Here is a 25,007-nt window from a genome sequence, read left to right as displayed (position 1 = left end):
ACGCAGCCACTATCCTGAGACACATGGCAGTAGGCAAGGGCGGCACACCGTCGAAGGAAGCGAAGGCCGCGGCGAAAGCGGCGCGCAAGCAGCAGTCGAAAGAACGTCGCCGGCAACTGTGGCAGGCGTTCCAGATGCAGCGCAAGGAAGACAAGCTGCTGCTGCCCTTGATGATCGGCGCCGTGGTCGGCATCACCGCCGTGTTCCTGGTGATCGGCCTGATCTTCGGATTGCAGTGGTTCCTGCTGCCGCTCGGTCTGCTGCTCGGTGTGCTCGTGGCGTTCATCATCTTCGGGCGGCGCGTGCAGAAGAACGTCTACGCCAAGGCCGAGGGCCAGGCGGGCGCCGGGGCGTGGGTGCTGGAGAACCTGCAGGGCAAGTGGCGGGTCAGCAACGGCATCGCCGCGACCACCCAGCTCGACGCCGTGCACCGGGTGATCGGCCTGCCCGGAGTGATCCTGATCGGCGAGGGTTCCCCACAGCGGCTGAAATCGCTCATCGCGCAGGAGAAGAAACGCACCGCGCGACTCATCGGCGACACGCCGATCTACGACATCATCATCGGTAACGACGAGGGCCAGGTATCGCTGAAGGAGCTGCAGCGCCACCTCACCAAGCTGCCTCGCAATATCGACGTCAAGCGCATGGACCTCATCGAGGGCAGGCTCAGCGCCCTCAACGCGCGCAGCGGCCCGGCACTGCCGAAGGGCCCGATGCCCGCGGGCGCCAAGATGCGCGGCGTGCAGCGCAGCATCCGCAGGCGCTGATCCAGCGGCAAGAATGTCGAAAGGCCCGCGTCCGGGGAATCCGGACGCGGGCCCTTCGGTTATCCGACGCCGTTACGCCGACTGTTCTCTGGTGAGTAGCCAGGTGATCCGGTCGTAGGCGAGCAGGTGATAGACCACGAGCACCGCTGCCGAAACCAGTGCCCACCGCGGCAGTCCCGCGGCCCACAGGAGGGCGGCGCCGCCGAACAGCACAGCAAGCTCGACCGCGAGGCGAACCGGACCAGCCACCGCGACCGGCGCCGCCCCACTTCGACTCGGGTCGCCGGGAACGGCAAAGGTGCCCCACAGCGCGGCGGCCACGATCGGCAGCGCCACCACCAGGATGAACCGCCAGGGCGAATCGAAGGCCAGCCAGCCGGACACCCCGAAGGAAGCGATGGCGGTGAGTTCGAGCAATAGACGAACGGCAAGTAAGGCCGGATTCAGTGACACCCGCGGAGCCTAACGACGTGGGGCCGCCATTGCCCGGCGGTTTCGGACATCTGCAGTCCGCCGCGTCGACGCAGCATCTCGATCACCTCGCGGACGGAGGGTCTCGACACCCGGCGGGCGGGTCGTAACGTGACGCCGCGTCAGCGAGCGCGCGCGACCGCGGTCCCGGTGGCGCGGTCGTGCATGCCGCGACCGTCGGCGTCGGTGAACAGGGCGGGCACCACGAACACCAGCAGCGCCTGCCGAGCCAGCGCACGCACGAAACCGACACCTACCGGCGCATCGACCCGGATCACCCGCAGCCGAAGGAAGTACTGCCCCGGTGTGTAACCGAACAATGTGACCGCACCCACACCGATCACGAACCAGATCAGCAGGGTGAGGCTGGAGGCCGAGCCGCCGCGCACGATCAACAGCGAGATCCCGAGCGCGATCATCCAGTCCACGAACAGGGCGGCGATGCGACGTCCCATACCGGGCAACGAGGCGGGGCCAGACTGTGGCAGACCGAGGTGCTGACCGGGGAACTCAGGGGTTGCCGGGTCATCCGGGTCTGTCGGGGGTCCCGAGAGCCATGATCCGGTGCTGCGTGCCATACCCCCACAATAAGCGCGCCCAGCCGACCGTCCGGCACCGCATAAGCAGAGTTCAGGTCGGTGAGTGTTGCCAGGGATGGGAGGATTACCATGCTGTTCGAGCCCGGGTGGTCAGCGCCACCCGGCCAGCCGCACGTGTAACACTGGCGAAACACAGCCTTGACTGCCGGGAAACACCGCATCCATAGCGTCTGGTCGCGACGAACCCATGCAATCGACACGGGCTGGGAACCGATCCGTAAGGAGTACAAGTGACGTTCAGCACGGCCGACGAGGTCATCAAATTTCTCGCTGACGAGGAAGTCGAGTATGTCGACATCCGCTTCAGCGACCTTCCTGGTGTACAGCAGCACTTCTCGATCCCCGCGAAGGCGTTCACCACCGACCTCGCAGAGGAAGGGCTCGCGTTCGACGGCTCCTCCGTCCGTGGCTTCCAGTCGATCGACGAGTCGGACATGCTCCTTCTCCCCGACTTCAGCACCGCGCGACTGGACCCGTTCCGCGCCGCGAAGACCCTGAACCTCAACTTCTTCGTGCACGACCCGTTCACCCGCGAGGCCTACAGCCGCGACCCGCGCAACATCGCGCGCAAGGCCGAGGAGTACCTGCGTTCGACCGGTATCGCCGACACTGCCTACTTCGGCGCCGAAGCGGAGTTCTACATCTTCGACTCGGTCCGCTACGAATCGGGGATGAACGGCGCGTTCTACGAGATCGACTCGATCTCGGGTTCGTGGAACACCGGCGCGGAGTTCAACCCGGACGGCACCCGCAACCGCGGTTACAAGGTTCGCAACAAGGGTGGTTACTTCCCGGTCGCCCCGTACGACCACTACGTCGACCTGCGCGACAAGATCTCGACCAACCTGCAGGAAGCGGGCTTCGAGCTGGAGCGCGGCCACCATGAGGTCGGCACCGCCGGTCAGGCCGAGATCAACTACAAGTTCGGCACCCTGCTTTCGGCTGCCGACGACCTGCAGCTGTTCAAGTACATCGTGAAGAACACCGCGTGGCAGGAAGGCAAGACCGTCACCTTCATGCCGAAGCCGCTCTTCGGTGACAACGGCTCGGGCATGCACGTGCACCAGTCGCTGTGGAAGGACGGCAAGCCGCTGTTCCACGACGAGGCCGGCTACGCGGGCCTTTCGGATCTGGCGCGCCACTACATCGGCGGCATCCTGCACCACGCGCCGTCGCTGCTCGCCTTCACCAACCCGACGGTGAACTCCTACCACCGTCTGGTTCCCGGCTACGAGGCCCCCATCAACCTGGTGTACTCGCAGCGCAACCGCTCCGCCGCCGTGCGTATCCCGGTCACCGGCAACAACCCGAAGGCCAAGCGCATCGAGTTCCGCGCGCCGGACTCCTCGGGCAACCCGTACCTGGCCTTCGCCGCCATGATGATGGCAGGCCTGGACGGCATCAAGCGCAAGCTCGAGCCGCTGGCTCCGGTCGACAAGGACCTCTACGAGCTCCCGCCGGAGGAGGCCAAGAACATCCCTCAGGCCCCCACCAGCCTGGCGTCGGTCATCGACAAGCTCGAGCAGGACCACGACTACCTCACCGAAGGCAACGTCTTCACCGAGGACCTGATCGAGACCTGGATCTCCATCAAGCGCGAGCAGGAAATCGCCCCGGTGAACCTCCGCCCGCACCCGTACGAGTTCGAGCTCTACTTCGACGTGTAGGCCTCGACTGCGTGTTGCGCCGGATTCGGGCGTTCGGTACGCAGAAGACAGTATCGAGTCCATCCGCTCGGTGATCACATCCGCGATCACCCGGCGGGTGGACTCGCCTGTATCCGGCCACAGATGACCGTGGGTGTCCAATGTGGTCTAGGCGATCGCATGTGCATCCGTGCCTACACCACCTCGATGTCGGCGCCGTTCGCGATGAGCAGGGACGCATCGACGCCGATGCACCGAAGGTGTTGTGGGCGTTGGATTTCCAGTTCGACTCCACCGTCGACGGGAAGGCGGTGAAGATCGCGTCGATGATCGATGAACATGCTCGCGAATCGCCGCTGCACCTCGTCGCGCGGTAGATCACCGCCGCCGAGCTCACGGCCGAGCTGGAGAAGGTGTTCACCACCTGCGGTGGTCCGTGGATCAACCCCGCCCCGCTGACGCTCGCCTATTCCGCGAAAATACAGCAGAGCATCAGGAGCCGATTGATGCGGGCATCGTGCACAGAAAAGTAGTTGGTCCCCGCCCGGCCGAAGGGCTTCACCATATCGAAGCCAGGGCTTGAATCGCCGCGAAAATGAACATCAACCTTGGCGATCGTGGTTGCGAGACCAGCTAGTGGAACAAAATCCAATCCGCGCCGACTCATAAACTTCGCGCTGGCGCCGACTTCTTTCCCGACAAGTGTGCCAAACCCGTCCTGGCACAATTCTCGAATACGACCGAGGCTACCCAAACGGGTCTTCCTAGAATTGACATATCCGACACTTCTACCGTCCGCGTCGTATGCGGAGCGGGAGTTGATCGAACCGACCCGATAATCGAGATTCGGCCCGGTATACACACCCAGGTCACAATCCAGATCATCACCCCAGACCAATGATGACAACTTGTCGCGTCGATGAATTCGAGCCACCGGCCTACTGGATCCGGGGACCATGACGTCAAAAGTGGTTTCGCGGAATCCAAGTCTGGCGACCACTGTGAACTCGGAAATATTTTCCAGCACCTTTTATCCCGTCGCCGAAGGCAGCATCGTCATCCGGCCGACGCCGAGCATCGGCGTCCACGCAGCGTTCTTTTCGAACGCAAACCCGCGCTGTTCGACATACTCGACCACGCTGCCGATACTTATGTTGGTGGTTAAACCTTCGATGGAATGCTTCGCTTCATCCCAAATCTTTGCGGCTTCCGTCTCGATCAATTGATAAGTCTGGTATATCGTCGCCACGATACCGACCACCAACTTGACTTTCTCATATATCTTGACCATTCGCCAGGCAGTCCATGCTGCGGCCACAATATCCGCGAGCGGATCTTCCGGGCCGCCGCCGACGGCGATGATTGCCGCGTCGCCGGCGATCATTTTCAGAGCTTCTTCAGCCAGCGCCTTGATGGCGGTACTGATGGCTCGGTCGATCGCGGATACGACGACCCTCACCAGATTTACAATTGCCTCATAACCCGCTTTATAAGCATTTGCAACCACCTTCGCCCCATCCCCTATGCCACCGATGCCACTAGTCCAGCGGAACATGTACGAGTCGAAAGCCTTGCCTGTCTCGCCTTGCCATTCCCCACCTAGCTTCCAGGATCCCTTGCGCAATGTCGCCGCGACGGTGTAGCACGCGTCACCCAGCGTGTCATATGCGTCGTGCAGATACATGAGACGATCCCAGTCGCCGGCCAAGGGCTTGAACAGTTTATCTATGAGGCTGTCCCCGGTCACCATCTTGTACGCCTTGTCCGCGATCCATAGATGATTACCACCCATTACCGCTGACCATTTTCCACCGATGCCCTCAGCCTTGAGGGGATTACGGTACTCCACCAGATGCCCGAGCAGGCCCTTGTTGATCGAGTCCGGCTTCTCGGGCACCTTCAGCGTGACATTCTCGTCATTGAAGTTGCCTAGTGACGACGCTCCCGGTACCGCGGAGATATCCGGAAAAGAAGAGCTGTCATCGGGAAAAAGCTTCGCGATATCAGCGGCTCCGGCCCTATCCTGAGCGCCGAATCGATCGTCGACAATGGTGATCTTCCCTTGGATTGTCCCCATACCGGACTGACATTGTTTCAGTTTTTCCGCGAAGAAATCCGCAGGCTCATGCACATGCGGCTTCAAGAGCGATAATAGGCCATCTAAGCCAACGGATTCCGTGCACTCCTTGCCGGCCCAGGCGATCATCGGCGCGAAGTGCTCGGCCTGTTCGGCCAGCAATGCGTTGAAGGCCGTGAAGTCCTCGGTCACTGGCACGTTCAGTACGTCGGCCACTAGCCCCTCCCAATCTTGTTGCAGAACAAGACATGCTATCCGACCGCGCTCAATCCCCAAGGGACGGTGCGTAAGACGCCACAAGCAACGGCTACCATCGACGGCAACAGATGCGGGTGCGGGAGTGCGACGTGGACGAGTTCAACCCTCAGGCCCTGCTGGCCGAGATCGATCGACGGAAGGCCGAACTGGAAGAGGCAAACAGACAACTGTCTGCTATTTCCGCGACAGCACAATCCCAGGACGGCTTGGTCGAAGTCGTGGTCAGTGCGACCGGGGCGGTGAAGACAGTGCGCCTCGCTCCAGAAGTCTTTCGACGTAGCAGTCCGCAATACCTCGCCGGCTCGCTGGTTGCGGCCATCCAGCAAGCCACCCGCAAGGTAGCTCCGTCCAGAAAACAGGCGACGGCGCCGAGCGCCGCGATCCGCAGGGACTTCTCGGACCTGGCGGAGGCGAACCCGGAACTGTCGCCCGCGACCCTGATTCCTGCATCACGTCCTGACACCCTTCGTGGCGAGGTCGGCGGCTATGGGGCTTCGAACGACCGAACGGTCCGGGCAACGGTGAATTCGATGGGAATCGTTACCACCATTGATATTTCGCCGAGCGTCTTTCGTGGAAGCACCGTCATGCGACTGGAGACCGCGATCGTTCAGGCGACGCAAAGAGCGGCGCGGGCACTGTTCGAATCCCGATCCGATGCGCTGGAGCCAGACCTTCGAGAATCCGAGACGGCGCCACAGGCCCCCGATCTGGACGCGCTCTACCCGGTTCCCGACGCAGTCGAACCTCCTGCGCCCCAGACACATACGTTCACGCCCGAACCAGCACAGCCCCGGCCCGCTCCCGCGGGTCCCACTGGCCACGTCATTCCAGGAACACGCAAGCCTAATCGGGATGCGCTACACACCCCGCATGATCTGGACGACGAGGGCGACTACTACCAGCACCACCGACAGAACGGGTGGTTGGTCTGACCACCGAGCAGGGGTTTCTAGGCTTGGATGCGCGCGCAACCCCGGCCGGCGGGCTGCTGCATCGACGACAAACCAAGACGAAGCCGGCCGCCGTCCTGCCGACACAGCAGCAGTCGGTCGGCCGGAAGCCCGGTCGAAAGCGCAAGAGGTGACGGATATTCCGCGTACGCGCGCTCAATCTTCCGGCGACAGGACGAATCCCGTTGATTGGAATGGGAATCCTGTTGAGCGGGAACAGAATCTCGGTGAGCGCGACAGTTGCGGCGAAACCGGAGAGAACAGCTGCAGACACCTCGGCCTTGGTTCTACTGTCCCGCGCCATGAAGATTTCTATTGTTTCTTTCATTACCGCCGCCATGGCAACATTCGCGCTGACCGCAACCGGTTCGCCGCCTACCGCGATTGCCGATCCCGCCGTCGATGCGGCGGCGGCGCGGATCGAGTTGCAGGGGGCGGTAAATGTTCGGGATATCGGCGGATATCGCACCTATGACGGGGCGATAGTCAAGTCAGGCACAGCTTTTCGAGCCGATTCATTGGACAAGCTGACCCCTGCGGATGTGCAGAAGCTGGGCAGCCTGAACCTGAAGGCGGCCATCGATCTGCGGACGCCCGCGGAGATCCAGTTCTCGGGGCCCGACAAGCTGCCGGCGGGTGTGCAGCAGGTGCCGCGGCCGATCGATGACACCGGGCTTTTCCAGCAGATGCTGCAGGCGATCCAGTCTCGCGATCCGCAGCGGCAGGAGGAATTGCTCGGCAACGGACGGGCCGAGGAGATCATGGCAGGGGTCTATCGGAGCTTCTTCAATACCGACTCGCTGGCCAAATTCGGGCAGACGATCAAGGATCTCGCGGCAACCGACAAGGCCACGCTCTATCACTGCACCGCAGGCAAGGACCGAACCGGCTGGGTGACCTACGTGGTCCTGCGGGCGGTCGGCGTGCCGGAACAGACTGCGCGCCAAGACTATTTGCTGTCGAATCAGTTCCGGGCCGCGGCCGATGCGAAGCTGCGCGATGACGTGAAACGAGCCGGTCTGATGCAGAATCCCGATCTGCTGATTCCGTTGCAGGAAGTTCGTGCCGCCTATCTGGAAACGGCGGTCGACAAACTGGAAGCGGACTACGGAGACTTCGGGAAGTTTCTGACCCAGGGGCTCGGCCTCGACGCCAGGACCATCCTGCAACTGCGCAAGAACCTCGTCGGCTGATATTCTTGAGATGTCGTAACAACAGAATGGCCCGCCGTCCTATCGAACGGCGGGCCATTTTCGCGCGCGGACGAACTCTCTGCTACGCGACCAGGGGCAGCTGTCCCGTCGCCGCTGTCCGCGCGTCCCTTGCCTGCGTCTGGGCAACCCGTCCGAATCCGCGGAAGACCGGTACCGCTAGCTTACGACTCGAGGGCCGCAGCCCCCACGACGCCACTGCGCACAGTGCGAAGAAGCCGGTGTAGAACAGGTGGTTCGCGCCGGAGCCGTGCGCGATGTGCGAGGCGAACGCTCCGGTCAGATCGAAGAATGTGCCCGCGTACGCCCATTCCTTCACCAGTGGGAATCGCGGCGCGGCAATTGTCAAGGCACCGAGCACTTTCCACACACCCAGAATGGTCATGACGTAGGTCGGGTACCCCAGTTCGGTCATGCCACTCGCGGTGTCGGCACGGTGCACCAGGTCGGCGACACCGCCCGACGCCAGAATGAAGACCGTCACCGCGGTCGTGGTCCAGTATCCGATCGATCGCGCATTGCGCACAGCGGCTCTCCTCGCCTCGCTCCTGCGGCGCGAGTGTGCTGCGCCGTCACACCCCTGACCGTTCGCACGGCCCGGATGTGACAGCGCAGGTCACAGCCGAGTCCAGTCCTACTGGACTTCGAGCTCCATCAGTCCGAGCGTCTCCGTATCGGCCAGCAGGTCGATCGCGACGATCCGACCGTCGGACACGGTGAAGTCGAAGACCACCCGCGGTGTCCCGCCCACCGCCCACACCGCGCCCGCTCGACCGTCGATGAGCGCCAGTCGCGCCGCTTCGGCCCGGCCGGAGAAGGTTTCGGCCACGGCGCCGGCACCGAGCGCCGCCACCGCGCCCGTCGCCATGGCGGCGGCATCCACGCGCAGCACCACATCCGGATCGAGCAGTGTCAGCAACCGCTCGAACTCTCCGCTGCGCGACGCCGCCAGAAACGCGTCGACGACCTCGCGCTGCCGATCGCGGTCGGCGGCCGCCCGCGCACCCTGGACCCGCCGCCGCGCCCGGCTGGCCAATTGCCGTGCCGCCGCCGGACTCTTGCCGACGATCGGGGCGATCTCATCGAATGGCACCGCGAACATGTCGTGCAGGACGAAGGACAACCGCTCCGGGGGCGCCAGTGTGTCGAGCACCACCAGCAGTGCGAGTCCGATCGAATCACCGAGCACCGCTTGCTGTTCCGGACCGTCGGCGGACGGCACCGGCTCCAGGTCGTCGAGTGGTTCCTCGCGCCGCGTCTTGCGGGACTGGAGCATGTTCAGGCAGACCCGCGCCACCACGGTGGTCAGCCAGCCACCCAAATTGTCGATCTCGTCGGCGTCCGAACGACTCAGCCGCAGCCACGCTTCCTGGAGCGCATCGTCGGCTTCGCTTCCCGAGCCGAGCATTCGGTAGGCCACCGCGAGCAGGTGCGTCCGATGCTCTTCGAAGCGCTCGGCAAGAAAATTCTCGTCCATGTCACATTCTCCCGATTCGGTCGGTCAAGTAGACGAACCGGAGTGAACACCGGGAAATCCGCTGGCAAGCGAACACAAGGAGCCGATCATGATCGCAGGACTGCAGACCATCGTGTACCCCGTCACCGACCTCGTCAAGGCGAAGAGCCTATTCAGTGCGCTATTCGGCGCGCAGCCGATCGCCGACACCCCGTACTACGTCGGCTATCGGGTGGCAGGCCAGGACATCGGCCTCGATCCGAACGGCGCGCAGAAGGGCATGACGGGACCGATCGGCTACTGGCACGTCGCGGACATCCACAAGCACCTCGCGGCCCTGGTCGAGGCGGGTGCCGAAGCGCGCGAGGAGCCCACCGACGTAGGCGGCGGGAAGCTGATCGCCACGGTCACCGATGCCGACGGCAATGTCCTGGGCCTGCTGCAGCCGTGACCGCGTGACCGGCACCCTGCTTCCAGGGGCTGGACACCTCGCCCGGGAGCGGTCGATAGTGCTCAGGTGAATGTGGGCGCTGCGTTGTCGCGAGTGTTGGTCGGGGTGCTGTTGCTACTCGGGGTGGTGGCGCCGGTGTCGGCCGCCGATCCGGCCGGGTTGCCGTTCACGTGGACGCAGAGCTATATCACCGCGCCGGACGGCACCCGGTTGCACGCGGACATCATGCGCCCGGTCGGGATCTCCGAGGACACGCGTACCCCGGTGGTACTCACTGTGAGCCCGTATCGTTCGCACCTGGCCTATCTGAGCATCCCGCACCTGACGGACGGTCCCTCGATCGACTTCCTCCCCGTCGACATGTTCCTGCGCGCCGGCTACACCTACGTGATCGTCGATCTGCGTGGGTTCGGCGGATCGTCGGGATGCCCGGATTACGGTGGGCCAGGGGAACGTTCGGATGTCACCAGCGCGGTGGAGTGGGCGGCGAGCCAGCCGTGGTCGACCGGCAAGGTCGGCATGGTCGGCGTCTCCTATGAGGGGTGGACCGCCATGATGGGCCTTGCCGGCAAGCCGAAGGGCCTTGCCGCGGTGGGCTCGTTCGCGTCTGCGGTCGATCCGTACACCTACCTGTACATGCAGGGTGTGTCGTGGAAGTTCAGCGGTAAGCCGGTCCTCGACAGAGGCATCCGCCCGGCCGACCAGGTGGGCCTGGAACACCTGCTCGTCGCCTCTACGCCGGGCCGCTGGGACGACTCTCCCGAGTATCAGGCCAACGCCGTGCAGTTGTCGCCGCAGTGCTACGCGCAGTACGCCGCGAACACCGCCGACCACAATGTGAACTCCGAGTTCTGGCGCGACCGCAATCTGGTCGACAAGTTGCGCGGCAACACGATTCCGCTCTTTCTCGCCCAAGGGTTCCTCGACTACAACACCAGGGCCTACCGCGTGTTCGATGTGTGGGATGCGCTCGGCCCCGGCGAGCACCGGGCCTGGTTCGGCCAGTGGAGTCACAGCGATTGCCACGAGAAGTGCGGCACCCCGAATTTCGACGCCGAACTGCTCGCGTTCTTCGACAGGCATGTCGCGGGCCGCGACGTCGAGGTACCGGGTCCGCGCGTCAGGGTCGGCCAGTACGACGGAGGTTGGCGCTCGGAATCCGCGTGGCCACCGAAGGACATGCGACGGGTCTCGGTGGATCTGCGACCCGGCGTCTACACCGACCGTGGGATTATTCCGGGGCCCGATCGAGAGATCTGGTCGGTCTCCGAACCGCTCGCCCAGGACCAACACCTTGCCGGCGCGCCGACGGCATCGTTGCGGCTGGTCGGTCCGCCTGCGGCCACTGTCACCGTCGAGCTGTACGACATCGCCCCGGACGGGCGCGCCACCATCATCACCCGCGGCATCGCGCCGGTGTCGGAGACCGCCGAGGTCCGGATGTTGGCCCAGGATTGGCCGCTGCCCGCGGGTCACCGAATCGGAGCGATGATCACCGATGTCGTCGACGATGTGTGGTCGCACACCCCGGCGAACACCACGGTCACGGTGACCGCGGCCCGGCTCGACCTGCCGCTGCTCGGCGCGCCTCGGCGACCCGACCTGACGGGCGGGGTCAGTGAGGCCCTGATCAAGTGGCGCGCCGAGAAGACGATCACACTCGCCCCCGGTCTGTTGAACAATGCAACGGTGCCCATGAACCTGCCGCTGTACGAGACCGGTGATCGATGACCGAAGATGCCGCGTCCATCAACCCGACCGCGGTCGATGCGCTGGTTGCCGAGCGCTTGGCGCAAGCCCTGCGTTGTGTGACGGTGTCCGCTGACGAACCCGCCGACGACGACCCGGAGTTCACCCGACTGGGCGAGCATCTGGAGCGGTCCTTCCCGCTCGTGCACGACGAATTGGAGCTGGAGCGGTTCGGGCACAGCAGGCTCTACCGATGGGCGGGCACCGCGCCGGACACCGTGGCGGCGATCCTGCTCGCCCACCAGGATGTGGTGCCCGTCGACGACCCGGCGCGCTGGACCCATCCGCCGTTCGCGGGCGTTGTCGACGACGAGTTCATCTGGGGTCGCGGTGCCATCGACGACAAGAGCCGCCTGATGGCCATCCTGGAGGCCGTCGAATCCGCGCTTGCGGCGGGCATCCGGCCCGAACACACCGTATATCTGGCCTTCGGGCACGACGAGGAGGTGTTCGGCGACCAGGGCGCGGTGCGGATGGCGCAGCGGCTGCGTGACGCGGGCGTGCGCGCGGACCTGCTGCTCGACGAAGGCGGCGTGATCACCGACGGCGTCGCCGACGGCGTGGATTGTCCGGTCGCCTCGATCATGTTGGGCGAGAAGGGCTATGCCACCATCCGGTTGTCGGTGTCGGAAGTGGGCGGGCATTCGTCCATGCCGGGCCGCCAGACCGCGGTCGGCCGCATCGCCCGCGCGGTGAGCCGGGTCCAGGACCATCCGATGCCGTTGCGCCTGATTCCGTTGGTGTCCGACATGCTGGCCAGGCTGCGGCATGTCATGCCCGATTCCCGGCGCCGCCTGCTCGGCCTCGCCCGACTTGCCACGCCGCTGATCACCCGGGTGATGGCGGCGGCGCCGCAGACCGAGGCGCTGGTGCGTACCACCACCGCGCCCACGGTGATCAGCGGCGGTGTGAAGGCCAACGTGCTGCCGCAACGGGCCGAGGCCCTGGTGAATTTCCGTATCCTGCCCGGAGATTCGGTCGCGTCGGTGCTCGAACACTGCCGGACGGTGGTGAATGACGCCGGGGTCCACATCGATCTGGTCGGCATGACCTCGGAGCCGACCAGGCCTGGTGTGCCCGGCGCGGGGTTCGAACTGATTGCCCGACTGGCCGAGGACGTGGTGCCCGGCATCGCGGTGACCACCGGCATCGTCCCCGGCGCCACCGACGCCAGGCATTACAACGATCTCGCCATCGCGCGCTGCAATTTCGCGCCCATCGTGCTGACCAAGGCCGACCTCGCGACGATCCATGGAACCGACGAACGCATCTCCCACGTGAACTACGCTCGGCTCATCGAGTTCAATCGGCGGCTGATCGACCATTTCGCGCACACATCGATCACCGCGCCGCCGCAGACGTCAGGAGCCGACGCATGACATCCGACAGCCTCGAGTCCGCCACCGGTGAATTCGAAGGACGCGGCAGCCGGGTCGCGTGGCGCGCCTGGTTGCCCGACACCGTCACACAGGCTGTGATCGTGCTCGTGCACGGGGTCGCCGAACACTCCGGCCGCTACGCGCATGTCGGAAAGCGGCTCGCGGCCTCCGGTTTCGCCGTCTACGCGCTCGACCACATCGGGCACGGCAAGTCCGCGGGCAGCAATGCGAACATCGGCTCGATGGACGGCTCCGCCGATAATGTCGCCTTCATGCTCGACCTCGCCGGGAGCGAGCATCCCGACGTACCGCGCTTCCTGATCGGCCATTCGATGGGCAGCCTCATCGTGCTGTACCTGGCCACCCGCGCACCGATCGATGTTGCGGGTATCGTGCTGTCGGCGCCGCCGCTGGACATCCCGATCGGCAATCCGCTGCAGCGCGTGCTCGCCCCGGTGCTGTCTCGATTGACGCCGAATCTCGGTGTGCTGAAGCTGGATTCGTCGATGATCAGCCGTGACCCCGAGGTGATCCGGGCCTATGACAATGATCCGCTGGTGTTCCGAGGCAAACTCCCGGCCCGCACCGGCACCGAGATCCTGACCACGACGACCCTGGTCAAGGGGCGGTTGGACAAGCTCACCGTACCGCTGCTCGTGCTGCACGGCACCGCGGACGCCATCGCCGCGCCGTCCAGCTCCACCCTCATCGAGGAAGGCGCGGCCTCGAAGGATCTCACCGTGATCCGCTACGACGGGCTGTATCACGAAATCTTCAACGAGCCCGAGCAGGACAAGGTGCTCGGCGATGTCGTGGACTGGCTGGAAGCGCACGTTACCGGGAAGTAGGATCCGACTATGGGCACTAGCACCGGATCCATCGCGTTCATTCGCGCCATGTGGCACAGCTCGATCGTCGGCAAGGCATACGAGGGCTTCGCCGCCGAGTACGCCGATCTCGGCTTCGATCCCGCCACCGTCGATGTCTTCGAGGTCCCGGGCGCGTTCGAGATCCCACTGCACGCCAAACGCTTGGCACAGAGCGGCAAGTACGCGGCGATCGTGGCGGCGGCGTTGGTCGTCGACGGCGGCATCTACCGGCACGATTTCGTTGCCTCCGCCGTGATCGACGGCCTGATGCGGGTGCAGCTCGACACCGACGTGCCGGTCTTCTCGGTGGTGCTCACCCCGCACCACTTCCACGAGCACAGCGAGCACGTCACCTACTTCACCGAGCATTTCGTGACGAAGGGAGCCGAGGCCGCTCGCGCGATGGCGAACACCCTCAGCTCCCTGCGTGCACTGCCTGCCGCTGCGCAGTGACCTCCGGCTAGGACCTACCTGTAGTGCGTCAGGCAGGCGGACTCACCGTCGAGGACGCCCATCCGGAACGCTTCCAGCCGCTGGAAGCCGCCTGCCACGACTTTGCCGTCCACGTCGGCGGCGACCGAGCCGTCGGCCAGCAGCCCGGAGACCGCCTCGTCGAGGTCGTTGGCCGACAGGTGCGGATCGCTGGTCGGCTCACTCAGCTTGGTTGTCACCACGCCGGTCAGGCACGCGGTACGCAGTCCAGCGGTGCCTGCGCCGGTCAGCGTGAGCTTGCGATCCTGTTGCACCGCAAGAACATAGCGGGAGATGAACATCGCGAAGGCGTTGTAGTCACCGTCCACGACCGCCGAGAGCGGTTCGCCTGTCCCCGTCATCGGGCCGCCGCGCGCGGCGAGAGCGGGCACATCGGTGCCGATCTTCCCGGAGCTCGGGCAGTAGGACACCGGTTCGGTGGTGGTGACCTTCGAGCAGGTGCGCACCACACCCGCGTAATCGAACTGGGGCGGCTTCGGGAGCGGGAAGATCTTGCCGAGCGCCTGACTCAGGCTGGTCAGCGAATCCACGTCGACCGGAAGCTGATGGTTCTCTTCGTCCTCCTCGAAGGACTTCGGCAGATTCCCGCGACGCTCGTTGATCTCACCCTTGTTGATCTTCTTGCAGGCCGACGCCCCGTCGGTGTAGCCGATCTGCACGGCGGTCACGCGCTCGAACGCGGAACCGTGCACGTTCTTCGGATTATCCGGATCCTGGTCGCGCACCGCGACCGTCGCGCCGAGCACCGCGTTGAGCCCATCGGTCGTGTTCAGCGTGAAGTGGGCCGAATTGCCTTCCGCCACATGACGTAGGAACACTCCCGCCAAGCAGTCCGCCTGCTGCTCCTTGACGATGGCAGAGGTGAGGAAGCCCGCGATCGTGGCCTGTCCCTGGATGGCGTGGCCGTACTCGTGCGCGAGCACCATCACCACCGCCATCTCACTGAACTTCTCCTTCAGCTTCGGCAGCAGCACGCCGCGGTCCCAGCCGATGGTGTGGTCGAGGCCGCAGTAGGCGGCGTTGACCACGTGAAAGGTGCTGGACTTGCAGAACGTGATCGCCTGCTCCTTGGGCGCCTTGGCATCCCACGAGAGATAGCGGCTCACCGGCGTGAAGGTGCCGGGAAAGGTCTTGCCGTACTCGGTCTTCCAGTAGTCCTCCAGGTCGGCGATGGTGTTGAGAGCAAGCTTGTCGATGGCTCCCCCGTCGCCGTTCACCGCGGTCAGCGGCGCGTCCGGCACACCGGTGCGCGGTCCGTTCGGTCCCGAGGAAGAGGCCGACCCGACCAGCTCCCATGGGTTGTCGGCGCTGCTCGCCGCGATGTCGGCGCCGCCGACCGTGTCGCTGCCGCATCCGGTCAGCGCGACGCCGACCACCATCAGCACGGCGACCGCCCCGAAACGCAGCCGTGTTGTCTTCATCAGGTTCCTCCCCGAATCCTGGGGCTCGTCCGCCGAGCCCGCCCCTCCGGCCGGTGTCGCAGACGCGCGGCCATCGAGCGTTCACATGATAATCGCCGCAAGCGCGCCCTGTGTATACGTCGCGCGGGCGAGAACACTACGCGCCGTTAGCCGTTCAGCCGGATCGTGGCGATCATGGCCCGGTGGTCGGAGCCCGGCACGGTGAGTGTGTGCAACTCCTCGGCAGCTGCGTCGGCGACCAGGATGTGGTCGATGCCGATCACCGGGCCCCACCGGTAATCGGTCGGATAGGTGGGCAGCGGGCCCGCACCTGCCTGCTCGGCGGCCGCGGCGAAGCGCCCGCGCAACAAGTCGCGAAAGGCCGAATGATCGCGCGTCGCATTGAAATCCGCGCCGACGATCGCCGGACCCTGCTGTGCGTCGAGGATGTCGCGGATGCTGTGCAGCTCCGAACTCCAGGCGGGAAAGTCCACCGTCGGCGGAATCGGATGGAACGCGAACACCGCGACCGCTCCGGCCTGCGGATGATCCATCGTCGCCGACACCTGGTTGAGCACGAAGCCGACGTATTTCTTGGTGTCGCGCAACGGGTATCGGCTGTAGATCCCCGTCCCGCCACCACCGGAAGTCGGCTCCAGGTACTGATACGGCAGGTCCTGCGCGAGTCCCGCCGCGGCAAGCCGCGCGACCATGTCCGCGGTCAGCTCCTCGGTGGTCAGCACATCGACCCGATTGTCGCGCACCGCCCGCACCACGGTGTCGGCATCGGCCGCGCCGAACAGCAGATTCGACTGCATCACCACGACTTCCGGCCCGCCGGCCGCCCGACCGTCCGGCACGAAGATCGGCAGCTGGGTCCACGCCACCGTGGCGACGAGCACCCCCGCAGCAGCAGCACTGCGCCAGCCGCGCGCGATCAAGAACAGCACCAGCCCGACGACGGCCCCGATCATCAGATACGACGCACCGGAAGCAATGAGCACCACCGAGCGCCGCTGCCACGTTCCGAAGTGCAGAGCCACCCCGACGACTCCGGCCGACACCGCGCACCACCCCGCACCGAGTAGCGCCCGATCCATCCATGTACGCATGCCTCGAACCCTACGTACGCTCGGCGCGGGCAGGGTGTCGACTTTGTGGAGGTTCTGTGTGGAGAATGCAGCTGTGTACGTCGAAGAATTCGTCGCCGTCGGTGCCATGACGGCCGACACCGCCGAAGACCTCGCGGCGGTCGCGGGGCGCTACACCACGCGAATCACGGTGAGCAGCAACGGCCACACTGTCCAGGCGCTCGTCCTGCCATACTGTTGGACCGACCTACGAATAGTCGCCGGGTCCACCATCTCGGTTACCGCCGACAGCGGTTACCGACCGCCCGACTCCGAAGACCGCCGCGCCATCCGCGATTTCGTCTCCCGCTTTCGGTCGCCGACCTCGAACACCGCGCAGCGATAGCCCTCGTGCCACGACGCCGCCGTGCTGGCCGACCACTGGTGGCCGAACCCAGCACGGCGGCGTCTCGCCCTGCCCGGCGTCAATCGCGAGGTCGACTCAATGCCGCCGTGAACGTGGCGGTATCGGTACTGAGCAAGCCTCCGGCGAATTCGAGTGTCGTGTGCGAACGTTCGGCGGCGTCGGGGTGTCCCGCACCGCAGGCGTCGGTCACGACAACGGGGAAGTAGCCCAGGTCCAGGCTGTGCCGGACCGTGGGTTCGATGCCGACCTCCATGGCGATGCCGGCAATCGCGTAGGTGTCGATTCCGCAGTCGCGCAATGCGATATCCAACGGCGTCGCGGCGAAAGCGGACATGGTGATCTTGTCGAAGACCATCTCGTCGGGCCCGGGGGTGAGCTCCGGTACGAGCTGGAATTGGGGCGAGCCCTGCGGGAAGCTCGAACGCACCTCGGCGGGATCGTCCAGCCGCTGCCATGCCATCGCCATGCGCAACTGGGATACGCCGGTGACCGCCGACGGCATCGACATGTGCCGAGTGTAGAACACCCGGAATCCTTTGGCCCGCGCCGCATCACGCAGCTGCACGCAGGCCTGGACGATCTTGTCGCCGTCCGGGATCTGGCTGACGATGCCGACCTGCATGTCGTAGATGATCAACGCCATGCGACGGGGGTCGCAGGCATCGTCGAGGGTTTGCGGGATATCGAGACCGAATGCGTGTCTCATGACGGACTCAGTTCGTCCGGTCGTAGGGCTCGTCGACGTCGACCTTCGGGTCCATCAAGGCCTCGAGCGGCAGCGGCGCCTGCACCGGAACGTAGGTCCATTCCAGATACCCCGCCTTGGTCAGCGGGAAGTCGTTGACGTACTTCTGCGCTTCCTCGACGCTGTCGACCTCGAACACGATGACCACGCCCGGCTCGTCGGCGCGCGCGTAGTTCTCCCGCACGATGCCCGCCTTCCACAGCCGCCACACATTGGCGACCTCTTCGGGCAGGTACGGGTTGATGGTCTCCATCGTCACACCGGGCTTGAAACGGTCGAAAACGATGACCTTCATAGGATTTGGACTCCATGTCTGTAGTAGCTGATGCGGCGGGCCGCGGGTACGACATCTATGAAAGCCGGATGATTACAGTGTTACAAGAACGCACTTTTTAGTGAGTACCGGAGGCGAGAGATGGGTGTGCAGAAGCGCTACAACTGTGCGGTGGAGGTGACCGTCGACTTGATCGGCGGCAAATGGAAGCCGGTGATTCTCGCCCAGCTCAAGAAAGGTGTACACCGCTACGGCGAGCTGCGCCGGTTGATGCCTTCCACCAGTGAGAAAATGCTGGTCCAACAGCTGCGGGAGCTCGAGGCCGACAATCTGGTCGAGCGCACCGTCTTCGACACCGTCCCACCCCAGGTCGAGTACCGCTTGACCGAGGAAGGCTGGACCCTGGTGCCCGTGCTGACGGCGTTGTACGAGTGGGGCCGCAAGCGCGCCGATCGCGTGCACATCGAACTGCCCCGCTGAGCAACCGTTCCCGCCGGCCGCGACCTACCCGCCGAACACCCGCTCCACGACGGCCTTGGCACGACGTGTGACCCGCATGTAGTTGTCCAGGAATTCGCTGCCGTCATCGTTCGGCCAACCCGCCACCCGCGCGACGGCCGATAGTAGACGGCCAGGACCGGGCAGCTGATCGGCAGGCTTACCGCGCACCAGGACAAGGGCGTTACGCGCCTTCGTCGCGGTGAGCCAGGCATCCCGCAGCAGCGCCACATCCTCGGCGTCGAGCAGCTTGGTCTGCTCGATGACCTCGAGCGATTGCAGCGTCGAGGTGTTGTGCAGACCGAGCACGTCATGGGCGAAGCGCAGTTGCATCAGCTGCACTGTCCATTCGATATCGGCCAGTCCACCGCGGCCGAGCTTGGTGTGGGTGGCAGGGTTGGCGCCGCGCGGCAGCCGCTCGGAATCCACCCGTGCCTTGATCCGCCGGATCTCGCGCACCGCCTCCGAGGACACCCCGCCATCCGGATAGCGCACCTTGTCGATGATGTGCAGGAACCGCACCCCGAGCGCCTCGTCACCCGCCACCTGGTGCGCGCGCAGCAGCGCCTGTACCTCCCACGGCTGCGCCCACTGCTCGTAGTAGGCGGCGTAGGCGGCCAGGGTGCGCACCAGTGCACCGTTGCGACCCTCCGGCCGCAACCCGGCATCCACCTGCAGCGGCGGATCGGTGCTCGGCGCGCCGAGCATCCGCTGCACCCGCTCGGCGATACCGATCGCCCACTTCACGGCCTTGGTCTCGTCCTGGCCGGGACGCGGATCACAGACGAACAGCACATCCGCGTCGGAGCCGTAGCCCAGCTCCAGACCGCCGAGCCTGCCCATGCCGATCACCGCGAAATCGGCGGGCGCGGGCTCGCCGATTTCGGCCTCGCTGGCCCGAATCACCGCGCGCAGTGCGGCTTCCAGCACCGCGACCCACACCGAAGACAGCGCGCGGCACACCTGCGGTACGTCGAGCATGCCGAGCAGGTCCGCCGAGGCCACCCTGGCCAGTTCGTGCCGCCGCAGCGAACGCGCCGCGGCCACTGCCCGTTTCGGATCGTCGTAACGTGCCGCCGCCGTCAGAATTCCGCGTGCGACATCGTCCGGTTGCGTACTGAGCAGCAGCGGACCACCCGGACCGTCGGCGTACATCCGGATCGTGTCCGGCGCATTGATCAGCAGATCGGGTAGATATTCCGACGAACCGAGCACGATCATCAGCCGTTGCGCGATCGCCCCTTCGTCGCGCAGCTCGCGCAAGAACCAGATCTGATCGGCGAGACCCTCCGACACCCGTCGGTAGGCCAGTAGTCCGGCGTCCGGATTCGGTGTGTCGCCGAGCCATTCGAGCAGAGTCGGCAGCAGCAGCGCCTGGATGCGGCCCTTGCGTGAGATCCCGCCGGTCAGCGCCTTCAGGTGTCCGAGCGCGTGTTCGGGGGCCACGTAACCCAGTGCGGCCAGCTGCCGAATCGCCGCGTCCGGACTCAGCCGCAGCGCGTCGGGATCGAGTTTGACCACCGACTCCAGCAGCGGACGGTAGAAGAGTTTGGCGTGTAATCGCCGCACCCGCACCGAATTACGCCGAATTTCATTGCCGAGCACGCCTACCGCATCCTGCCTGCCGTCGGGCCGGATATGCGCGGCGCGCGCCAGCCAGCGCATGCCTTCCTCGTCGTCGACGGCGGGCAGGGTGTGCGTTCGCTTGAGTCGCTGCAGTTGCAGGCGATGCTCGAGCAACCGCAGGAATTCGTAGGAGGCGGTGAGATTGGCCGCGTCGTCGCGACCGACGTAGCCGCCCGCGGCCAGCGCCGTCAACGCCTCGACGGTGCCCTGCGCATGCAGCGCTTCATCCACGCGCCCGTGCACTAATTGCAGGAGCTGCACAGCGAATTCGACGTCGCGCAGACTACCGCGCCCGAGCTTCAGCTCACGCTCGCGCAGATCGGCGGGCACCAGATCCTCCACCCGGCGCCGCATCGCCTGCACGTCGGCCACGAAATCCGGCCGCTCCGACGCGGTCCAGACCATCGGCATCAGCGCGGCGCGATACTGCTCCCCCAACTCCAGGTCGCCGGTCATCGGCCTGGCCTTGAGCAGTGCCTGGAACTCCCAGGTCCGCGCCCACCGCTTGTAATACGCGATGTGCGAGTCCAGCGTGCGCACCAAGGCACCCGCCTTGCCCTCCGGCCGCAGCGCCGCATCGACCTCGAAGAAGGCCGCGCTGCCCACGCTCATCAGCTCGGCCGCCAGCCTGGTCGCGGTGGCGTCGGCGGGCTCGGCGACGAACACCACGTCGACATCGCTGACGTAATTCAGTTCGCGCGCACCGCTTTTGCCCATGGCAATGACCGCGAGCCGCACCGGCACCGGCCCGTCTTTGCACACCCGCGCCACCGCGACCGACAGCGCTGCGGTCAGCGCGGCGTCGGCCAAGTCGGTGAGATGGCGACCGACAACCTGATACGGCAAGACCGGTTCGTTCTCCACCGTAGCGGCGAGATCGAGCGCGGCGAGCACCATCAGCTGATCGCGATACCGCTTGCGCAGCAAGGCCATCGCATCCGGACCGGAGATGGTGGCCCGGTACAGCGTGGCGGTGGCATCCGGGCCTTCGGTAGGCACGGCTTCGACCGAAGCAAGCAGATCCGCGATCAGTTCCTCGCGACTCGGCAATTTGTCACACCGCAAGATCCGCCACGCATCCGGATCGGCGACCAGGTGATCGGCGAACGCACTCGACGAACCGATCAACGCGAACAGCCTGCCGCGCAACGACGTGTCGGCCCGCACCAGCGAATCCAGTTCCGCCCAGCCCGTACCCAGCGCCGCGCGCAACCGAATCAGTGTCAGCAACGCCAGATCGGCATCCGGCGATCGCGAAAGGGCCCACAGCACCGGAATGCTGTCGACGTTATCCCACGCCAACTCTCGCAAGGACTGGGCGGCGGTCGGCTCGAGCAACCCGAGCCGACCGACACCGGGAACAGCTGAACGAGCAGTCGGCGGACGGACCATATGTCCAACTTAGTTCGCCGCCCATGTCTTCCCACACGGGCGGGTGGAAAGACGCGCAAACGTAGCCGTTATCGGCCTGTTCGCGACACCGGGTCACAAACCGAGGTATTCCTTCAGCTCGAACGGCGTCACCTGGCTGCGGTAGTCCGCCCATTCCCTGCGCTTGTTGCGCAGGAAGAAGTCGAACACGTGCTCACCGAGCGTCTCGGCGACCAGCTCGGAGCGCTCCATCGCCTGCAGCGCCTCGTCCAGGGTGCCGGGCAGTTCACGGAAGCCCATGGCGCGCCGCTCAGCGGCGGTGAGCGACCAGACGTCGTCCTCGGCCTCTGGAGGCAGCGTGTAGCCCTTCTCGATACCCCGCAGACCGGCGGCGAGCAGCACCGCGAAGGTCAGGTACGGGTTGCATGCCGAATCTGGGCTGCGGATCTCGACACGACGCGAGGAGGACTTGTTCGGGGTGTACATCGGGACGCGCACCAGCGCCGAGCGGTTGGACCGGCCCCACGAGGCGGCGGTCGGCGCCTCGCCGCCGTGGATGAGCCGCTTGTAGGAGTTCACCCACTGGTTGGTGATCGCGCTGATCTCGGGTGCGTGCTCGAGGATGCCCGCGATGAACGCCCGCGCCGTCTCCGACAGGTTGATCGGGTCGTCGGGATCGTGGAAGGCGTTCGCCTCGCCCTCGAACAGGCTCATGTGCGTGTGCATCGCCGAGCCCGGGTACTGGGCGAATGGCTTGGGCATGAACGTCGCGCGCACACCCTCGTCGATGGCCACTTCCTTGATGAGGTAGCGGAAGGTCATCACGTTGTCGGCCATGGACAGCGCGTCGGCGTAGCGCAGGTCGATCTCCTGCTGACCCGGTGCGCCCTCGTGATGGCTGAACTCGACCGAGATGCCCATCGACTCGAGCGCATCGATCGCATGCCTGCGGAAGTTCGGCGCCGAATCGTGTACGGCCTGGTCGAAGAAGCCGCCGGTATCGGCGGGGCGGGGATCCGCGCCCTGCGGGCCGTTCTCCAGCAGGAAGAACTCGATCTCCGGGTGCACGTAGCAGCTGAAGCCGACGTCACCGGCCTTGTTGAGCTGACGACGCAGCACATGGCGCGGGTCGGCCCAGGACGGCGAACCGTCCGGCATGGTGATGTCGCAGAACATGCGTGCCGAATGCTGGTGGCCCTTGCTGGTCGACCACGGTAGAACCTGGAAGGTGGACGGATCCGGGCGGGCGACCATGTCCGCTTCCGAGACGCGCGCGAAGCCTTCGATGGCGGAGCCGTCGAAGCCGATGCCCTCCTCGAAGGCGCCTTCCAGCTCGGCAGGCGCGATGGCAACGGACTTCAGATAACCCAGCACGTCGGTGAACCAGAGACGCACGAAGCGGATATCCCGTTCTTCGAGCGTCCGCAGCACGAATTCCTTCTGGCGATCCATGAACGCGAGCGTAGGCACCTGGCGTTAAATCCGTGTTACATACACGTCTAGGGATTGCAATCCGATGAGTTGGAACAGATCGCACCGCCCGCTCGCCGCACCGGTGAGCGCCCGGTGGCGGGCTGGATCCGCCCGCCACCCGAGGTCAGCAGGTGAGTCCTCGCTCCGGGACCTTCAGCTCGGTGAGGTAGGCGATGACCGCATCGTCGAGGCAGGCGTCGCCCGCGACCAGGGCCGCGGTGTGCCTGGTGCCGCGGAAGGTGATCAGTACCGAGCCCAGTTGTTCGGCGAGGTCGACTCCGGCCTGGTAAGGCGTCGCCGGATCCTCCGTCGTCGACACCACCACCGTCTTCGGCAGGCCGGTCGCCGAGATTTTGTGCGGTTCACTCGTGTTCGGCACCGGCCAGGCGTTGCACACCTCGAGCGGCGCCGCGCCGGTGCCGCGGCCGTCGTCGAGGAACGGTGCCGCCTTGCGATACTCGGTGTCCTGCTTGCCCGTGATCGCGGGGTCGGCGATGCGCGGATCATCGACACAGCGGATCGCGTTGAAGGCGTCCTGGGTGTTGTTGTAGGTGCCGTCGTCGCGGCGGCCGTCGTAGATGTCGGCGAGTTGGAGCAGAGTGTCGCCGCGACCGTCACGCAGTTCCGACAGGCCGAGGGTCAGCACACGCCAGAATTCGTCGGTGTAGAGCGCCTGCTGCACACCGGTGATCGCATCGTTGTAGCTCAGCCCACGCGGGTCGGTGGTCGCGGCGGGCTTGTCGCGCAACGGGTTCACCAGAGTCCGGAACCGCGCGACGGACTGCGCCGGGTCGGTGCCGAGTGGGCAGTCCGGCTCCTTGGCACAGTCGGCGCTGTAGCCGTCGAATGCCTTCTGGAACCCTGCGGCCTGCCGCAACGACTCTTGTACGGGATCGGCCGCGGAGTCGACCGCGCCGTCGAGCACCAGCGCCCGCACGTTGGCGGGGAACTTCTCGGCATAGGCGGAGCCGAGCTTGGTGCCATAGGAGTAGCCGAGATAGGTGAGCTTGTGGTCACCGAGCACAGCACGGATCACATCCATGTCCTGCACCACCTCGCGGGTGCCGACGTGGGCGAGCAGCTCGGCGCCGGTGCGGTCGACGCAGTGGCCCGCATACCGGCGGTTCTCGTCCTCGGATTCGGCGATGCCTGCCGGGGTGTTGTCCGTCGGCGGCTCGGCGCGCTCGGAATCGGACTCCTGCGGGGTCAGGCAGGCGACGGCGGGCAACGATGAGCCGACCCCCCTGGGGTCGAAGCCGACCCGATCGAAGCGTTCGGCGAGCGGCGTCTTGCCCGCGATGCTCGCCATCGACAGGCCCGACACCCCCGGGCCACCCGGGTTCAGCAACAGCGAACCGATGCGTTTGCCGCTCGCCTCCAGCCGTGACAGCGCTATCTGGGCGGTCGGGCCGTCCGGCTTCTCGTAATCGATCGGGACGGTGATGCGGGTGCACTGCGTTTGCGGTGCGAGGTTGTCCTCGGGATCCCCGAAGCCTTCGCAATCGCCCCACTGCGGCACCTGCGTGTAGAACTTCTCCAACCCGGCGGGCGGCGCGGGCAAAGCCACCGTCGGCTCGTCCTTGGCGGCGCCGCATCCCGCCGCCACCATCGCCAGCACCGCTCCACCGAGCACACCACGCCAACTCCGCATCCACGCCATAGTGAAATCCTGGCAGGGCCGTCGCCGAGCCTGTGCGGCGCACCGGAAACCACCGCGTCGGTGGTGTGACAAATCGCACCGATCA

The 25,007-nt window shown here is 65.5% G+C and carries 25 protein-coding genes; 12 read left to right on the top strand and 13 right to left on the bottom strand.

Annotated features, from left to right (window positions below):
- Positions 1-23: 23 nt before the first annotated feature.
- Complete coding sequence (locus tag AB0M74_RS20725) at positions 24-767, top strand: DUF4191 domain-containing protein (protein ID WP_366527895.1); 744 nt, start codon at positions 24-26, stop codon at positions 765-767.
- A gap of 72 nt (positions 768-839) precedes the next feature.
- Here AB0M74_RS20725 and AB0M74_RS20720 read toward each other — a convergent pair whose 3' ends face one another.
- Positions 840-1,220 (bottom strand): YrdB family protein, encoded by a 381-nt coding sequence (locus AB0M74_RS20720; protein ID WP_366527894.1) that lies wholly within the window; start codon positions 1,218-1,220, stop codon positions 840-842.
- A gap of 140 nt (positions 1,221-1,360) precedes the next feature.
- Positions 1,361-1,816 carry an RDD family protein gene (locus AB0M74_RS20715; protein ID WP_366527893.1) on the bottom strand — a complete coding sequence of 152 codons (456 nt, stop codon included), beginning with the start codon at positions 1,814-1,816 and terminating at the stop codon, positions 1,361-1,363.
- A 251-nt stretch (positions 1,817-2,067) separates the two neighbouring features.
- Between AB0M74_RS20715 and glnA (AB0M74_RS20710) the strand changes: the two genes are divergently transcribed.
- Both glnA (AB0M74_RS20710) and AB0M74_RS20705 read left to right on the top strand, forming a co-directional pair.
- Positions 2,068-3,504, top strand: coding sequence for a type I glutamate--ammonia ligase (gene glnA, locus AB0M74_RS20710; RefSeq protein WP_366527892.1), 1,437 nt, complete (start codon positions 2,068-2,070; stop codon positions 3,502-3,504).
- A gap of 161 nt (positions 3,505-3,665) precedes the next feature.
- Entirely contained in the window at positions 3,666-3,860 is a 195-nt protein-coding gene (locus tag AB0M74_RS20705; protein WP_366527891.1) for a hypothetical protein, read from the top strand.
- Positions 3,861-3,949: 89 nt separating this feature from the next.
- Here the strand turns inward: AB0M74_RS20705 and AB0M74_RS20700 are convergent, their stop codons facing one another.
- Positions 3,950-4,510, bottom strand: coding sequence for a hypothetical protein (locus AB0M74_RS20700; protein ID WP_366527890.1), 561 nt, complete (start codon positions 4,508-4,510; stop codon positions 3,950-3,952).
- Between the two features lie 3 nt (positions 4,511-4,513).
- Positions 4,514-5,776, bottom strand: coding sequence for a hypothetical protein (locus tag AB0M74_RS20695; protein ID WP_366527889.1), 1,263 nt, complete (start codon positions 5,774-5,776; stop codon positions 4,514-4,516).
- A 131-nt stretch (positions 5,777-5,907) separates the two neighbouring features.
- Between AB0M74_RS20695 and AB0M74_RS20690 the strand changes: the two genes are divergently transcribed.
- On the top strand, positions 5,908-6,753 hold the full coding sequence (locus AB0M74_RS20690) for a YbaB/EbfC family nucleoid-associated protein (protein WP_366527888.1): 846 nt from the start codon (positions 5,908-5,910) through the stop codon (positions 6,751-6,753).
- Between the two features lie 320 nt (positions 6,754-7,073).
- A complete protein-coding gene (locus AB0M74_RS20685; RefSeq protein ID WP_366527887.1) occupies positions 7,074-7,964 on the top strand; it encodes a tyrosine-protein phosphatase in 891 nt (296 codons plus the stop codon).
- Positions 7,965-8,046: 82 nt separating this feature from the next.
- Here AB0M74_RS20685 and AB0M74_RS20680 read toward each other — a convergent pair whose 3' ends face one another.
- The gene (locus AB0M74_RS20680; protein WP_366527886.1) at positions 8,047-8,508 is read right to left on the bottom strand and encodes a DoxX family protein; all 462 of its coding nucleotides are present in this window, start codon (positions 8,506-8,508) and stop codon (positions 8,047-8,049) included.
- A 108-nt stretch (positions 8,509-8,616) separates the two neighbouring features.
- Entirely contained in the window at positions 8,617-9,459 is an 843-nt protein-coding gene (locus AB0M74_RS20675) for a sigma-70 family RNA polymerase sigma factor (RefSeq protein ID WP_366527885.1), read from the bottom strand.
- 88 nt (positions 9,460-9,547) lie between these two features.
- Between AB0M74_RS20675 and AB0M74_RS20670 the strand changes: the two genes are divergently transcribed.
- The 5 genes from AB0M74_RS20670 (at position 9,548) to AB0M74_RS20650 (ending at position 14,339) form a co-directional block, all read left to right on the top strand.
- Complete coding sequence (locus AB0M74_RS20670) at positions 9,548-9,889, top strand: VOC family protein (RefSeq protein WP_366527884.1); 342 nt, start codon at positions 9,548-9,550, stop codon at positions 9,887-9,889.
- 66 nt (positions 9,890-9,955) lie between these two features.
- A complete protein-coding gene (locus tag AB0M74_RS20665; RefSeq protein WP_366527883.1) occupies positions 9,956-11,620 on the top strand; it encodes a CocE/NonD family hydrolase in 1,665 nt (554 codons plus the stop codon).
- Positions 11,617-13,017 carry a M20/M25/M40 family metallo-hydrolase gene (locus tag AB0M74_RS20660; protein WP_366527882.1) on the top strand — a complete coding sequence of 467 codons (1,401 nt, stop codon included), beginning with the start codon at positions 11,617-11,619 and terminating at the stop codon, positions 13,015-13,017. The genes AB0M74_RS20665 and AB0M74_RS20660 overlap by 4 nt, the downstream gene beginning before the upstream one ends.
- Positions 13,014-13,865 (top strand): lysophospholipase, encoded by an 852-nt coding sequence (locus AB0M74_RS20655; protein ID WP_366527881.1) that lies wholly within the window; start codon positions 13,014-13,016, stop codon positions 13,863-13,865. Before AB0M74_RS20660 ends, AB0M74_RS20655 begins: the two co-directional genes overlap by 4 nt.
- A gap of 9 nt (positions 13,866-13,874) precedes the next feature.
- On the top strand, positions 13,875-14,339 hold the full coding sequence (locus tag AB0M74_RS20650; protein WP_366527880.1) for a 6,7-dimethyl-8-ribityllumazine synthase: 465 nt from the start codon (positions 13,875-13,877) through the stop codon (positions 14,337-14,339).
- Between the two features lie 14 nt (positions 14,340-14,353).
- Here AB0M74_RS20650 and AB0M74_RS20645 read toward each other — a convergent pair whose 3' ends face one another.
- Together AB0M74_RS20645 and AB0M74_RS20640 are read right to left on the bottom strand one after the other, a co-directional pair.
- Complete coding sequence (locus tag AB0M74_RS20645; protein WP_366527879.1) at positions 14,354-15,799, bottom strand: metallopeptidase; 1,446 nt, start codon at positions 15,797-15,799, stop codon at positions 14,354-14,356.
- A 146-nt stretch (positions 15,800-15,945) separates the two neighbouring features.
- On the bottom strand, positions 15,946-16,890 hold the full coding sequence (locus tag AB0M74_RS20640) for an endonuclease/exonuclease/phosphatase family protein (RefSeq protein ID WP_366527878.1): 945 nt from the start codon (positions 16,888-16,890) through the stop codon (positions 15,946-15,948).
- 58 nt (positions 16,891-16,948) lie between these two features.
- Here AB0M74_RS20640 and AB0M74_RS20635 point away from each other — a divergent pair, with 58 nt between their 5' ends.
- On the top strand, positions 16,949-17,254 hold the full coding sequence (locus AB0M74_RS20635; RefSeq protein ID WP_366527877.1) for a hypothetical protein: 306 nt from the start codon (positions 16,949-16,951) through the stop codon (positions 17,252-17,254).
- Between the two features lie 79 nt (positions 17,255-17,333).
- Here AB0M74_RS20635 and AB0M74_RS20630 read toward each other — a convergent pair whose 3' ends face one another.
- Together AB0M74_RS20630 and AB0M74_RS20625 are read right to left on the bottom strand one after the other, a co-directional pair.
- Positions 17,334-17,981: a cysteine hydrolase gene (locus AB0M74_RS20630; protein ID WP_366527876.1), complete on the bottom strand. Its 648-nt coding sequence runs from the start codon at positions 17,979-17,981 to the stop codon at positions 17,334-17,336.
- 7 nt (positions 17,982-17,988) lie between these two features.
- A complete protein-coding gene (locus AB0M74_RS20625; RefSeq protein WP_366527875.1) occupies positions 17,989-18,315 on the bottom strand; it encodes a hypothetical protein in 327 nt (108 codons plus the stop codon).
- A gap of 120 nt (positions 18,316-18,435) precedes the next feature.
- On the opposite strand from AB0M74_RS20625, the gene AB0M74_RS20620 reads away from it, so the two are divergent.
- Complete coding sequence (locus AB0M74_RS20620) at positions 18,436-18,774, top strand: helix-turn-helix domain-containing protein (RefSeq protein WP_366527874.1); 339 nt, start codon at positions 18,436-18,438, stop codon at positions 18,772-18,774.
- A gap of 24 nt (positions 18,775-18,798) precedes the next feature.
- Here AB0M74_RS20620 and AB0M74_RS20615 read toward each other — a convergent pair whose 3' ends face one another.
- From AB0M74_RS20615 to AB0M74_RS20605, 3 genes are all read right to left on the bottom strand, one after another.
- Positions 18,799-21,810, bottom strand: a complete 3,012-nt coding sequence (locus AB0M74_RS20615) for a bifunctional [glutamine synthetase] adenylyltransferase/[glutamine synthetase]-adenylyl-L-tyrosine phosphorylase (protein WP_366527873.1) — start codon at positions 21,808-21,810, stop codon at positions 18,799-18,801.
- A gap of 93 nt (positions 21,811-21,903) precedes the next feature.
- The gene (gene glnA / locus AB0M74_RS20610; protein WP_366527872.1) at positions 21,904-23,241 is read right to left on the bottom strand and encodes a type I glutamate--ammonia ligase; all 1,338 of its coding nucleotides are present in this window, start codon (positions 23,239-23,241) and stop codon (positions 21,904-21,906) included.
- Positions 23,242-23,386: 145 nt separating this feature from the next.
- Positions 23,387-24,871: an alpha/beta hydrolase gene (locus tag AB0M74_RS20605; RefSeq protein WP_366527923.1), complete on the bottom strand. Its 1,485-nt coding sequence runs from the start codon at positions 24,869-24,871 to the stop codon at positions 23,387-23,389.
- Between the last annotated feature and the right edge of the window lie 136 nt (positions 24,872-25,007).

The organism is Nocardia sp. NPDC051463, from assembly GCF_040681975.1.
Lineage (GTDB): Bacteria > Actinomycetota > Actinomycetes > Mycobacteriales > Mycobacteriaceae > Nocardia.
The sequence above is the reverse complement of the archived record's forward strand: the minus strand, read 5'-3'. Positions and strand labels throughout refer to the sequence as shown.

Bases quoted from the DNA above. Each gene is read 5' to 3' on its own strand.
- AB0M74_RS20725 (WP_366527895.1), top strand. From the start codon at position 24: ATGGCAGTAGGCAAGGGCGGCACACCGTCGAAGGAAGCGAAGGCCGCG.
- AB0M74_RS20715 (WP_366527893.1), bottom strand. From the start codon at position 1,816: ATGGCACGCAGCACCGGATCATGGCTCTCGGGACCCCCGACAGACCCG.
- AB0M74_RS20685 (WP_366527887.1), top strand. From the start codon at position 7,074: ATGAAGATTTCTATTGTTTCTTTCATTACCGCCGCCATGGCAACATTC.
- AB0M74_RS20675 (WP_366527885.1), bottom strand. From the start codon at position 9,459: ATGGACGAGAATTTTCTTGCCGAGCGCTTCGAAGAGCATCGGACGCAC.
- AB0M74_RS20670 (WP_366527884.1), top strand. From the start codon at position 9,548: ATGATCGCAGGACTGCAGACCATCGTGTACCCCGTCACCGACCTCGTC.
- AB0M74_RS20660 (WP_366527882.1), top strand. From the start codon at position 11,617: ATGACCGAAGATGCCGCGTCCATCAACCCGACCGCGGTCGATGCGCTG.
- AB0M74_RS20655 (WP_366527881.1), top strand. From the start codon at position 13,014: ATGACATCCGACAGCCTCGAGTCCGCCACCGGTGAATTCGAAGGACGC.
- AB0M74_RS20650 (WP_366527880.1), top strand. From the start codon at position 13,875: ATGGGCACTAGCACCGGATCCATCGCGTTCATTCGCGCCATGTGGCAC.
- AB0M74_RS20645 (WP_366527879.1), bottom strand. From the start codon at position 15,799: ATGAAGACAACACGGCTGCGTTTCGGGGCGGTCGCCGTGCTGATGGTG.
- AB0M74_RS20640 (WP_366527878.1), bottom strand. From the start codon at position 16,890: ATGCGTACATGGATGGATCGGGCGCTACTCGGTGCGGGGTGGTGCGCG.
- AB0M74_RS20630 (WP_366527876.1), bottom strand. From the start codon at position 17,981: ATGAGACACGCATTCGGTCTCGATATCCCGCAAACCCTCGACGATGCC.
- AB0M74_RS20625 (WP_366527875.1), bottom strand. From the start codon at position 18,315: ATGAAGGTCATCGTTTTCGACCGTTTCAAGCCCGGTGTGACGATGGAG.
- AB0M74_RS20620 (WP_366527874.1), top strand. From the start codon at position 18,436: ATGGGTGTGCAGAAGCGCTACAACTGTGCGGTGGAGGTGACCGTCGAC.
- AB0M74_RS20615 (WP_366527873.1), bottom strand. From the start codon at position 21,810: ATGGTCCGTCCGCCGACTGCTCGTTCAGCTGTTCCCGGTGTCGGTCGG.
- glnA (WP_366527872.1), bottom strand. From the start codon at position 23,241: ATGGATCGCCAGAAGGAATTCGTGCTGCGGACGCTCGAAGAACGGGAT.
- AB0M74_RS20605 (WP_366527923.1), bottom strand. From the start codon at position 24,871: ATGGTGGCGGCGGGATGCGGCGCCGCCAAGGACGAGCCGACGGTGGCT.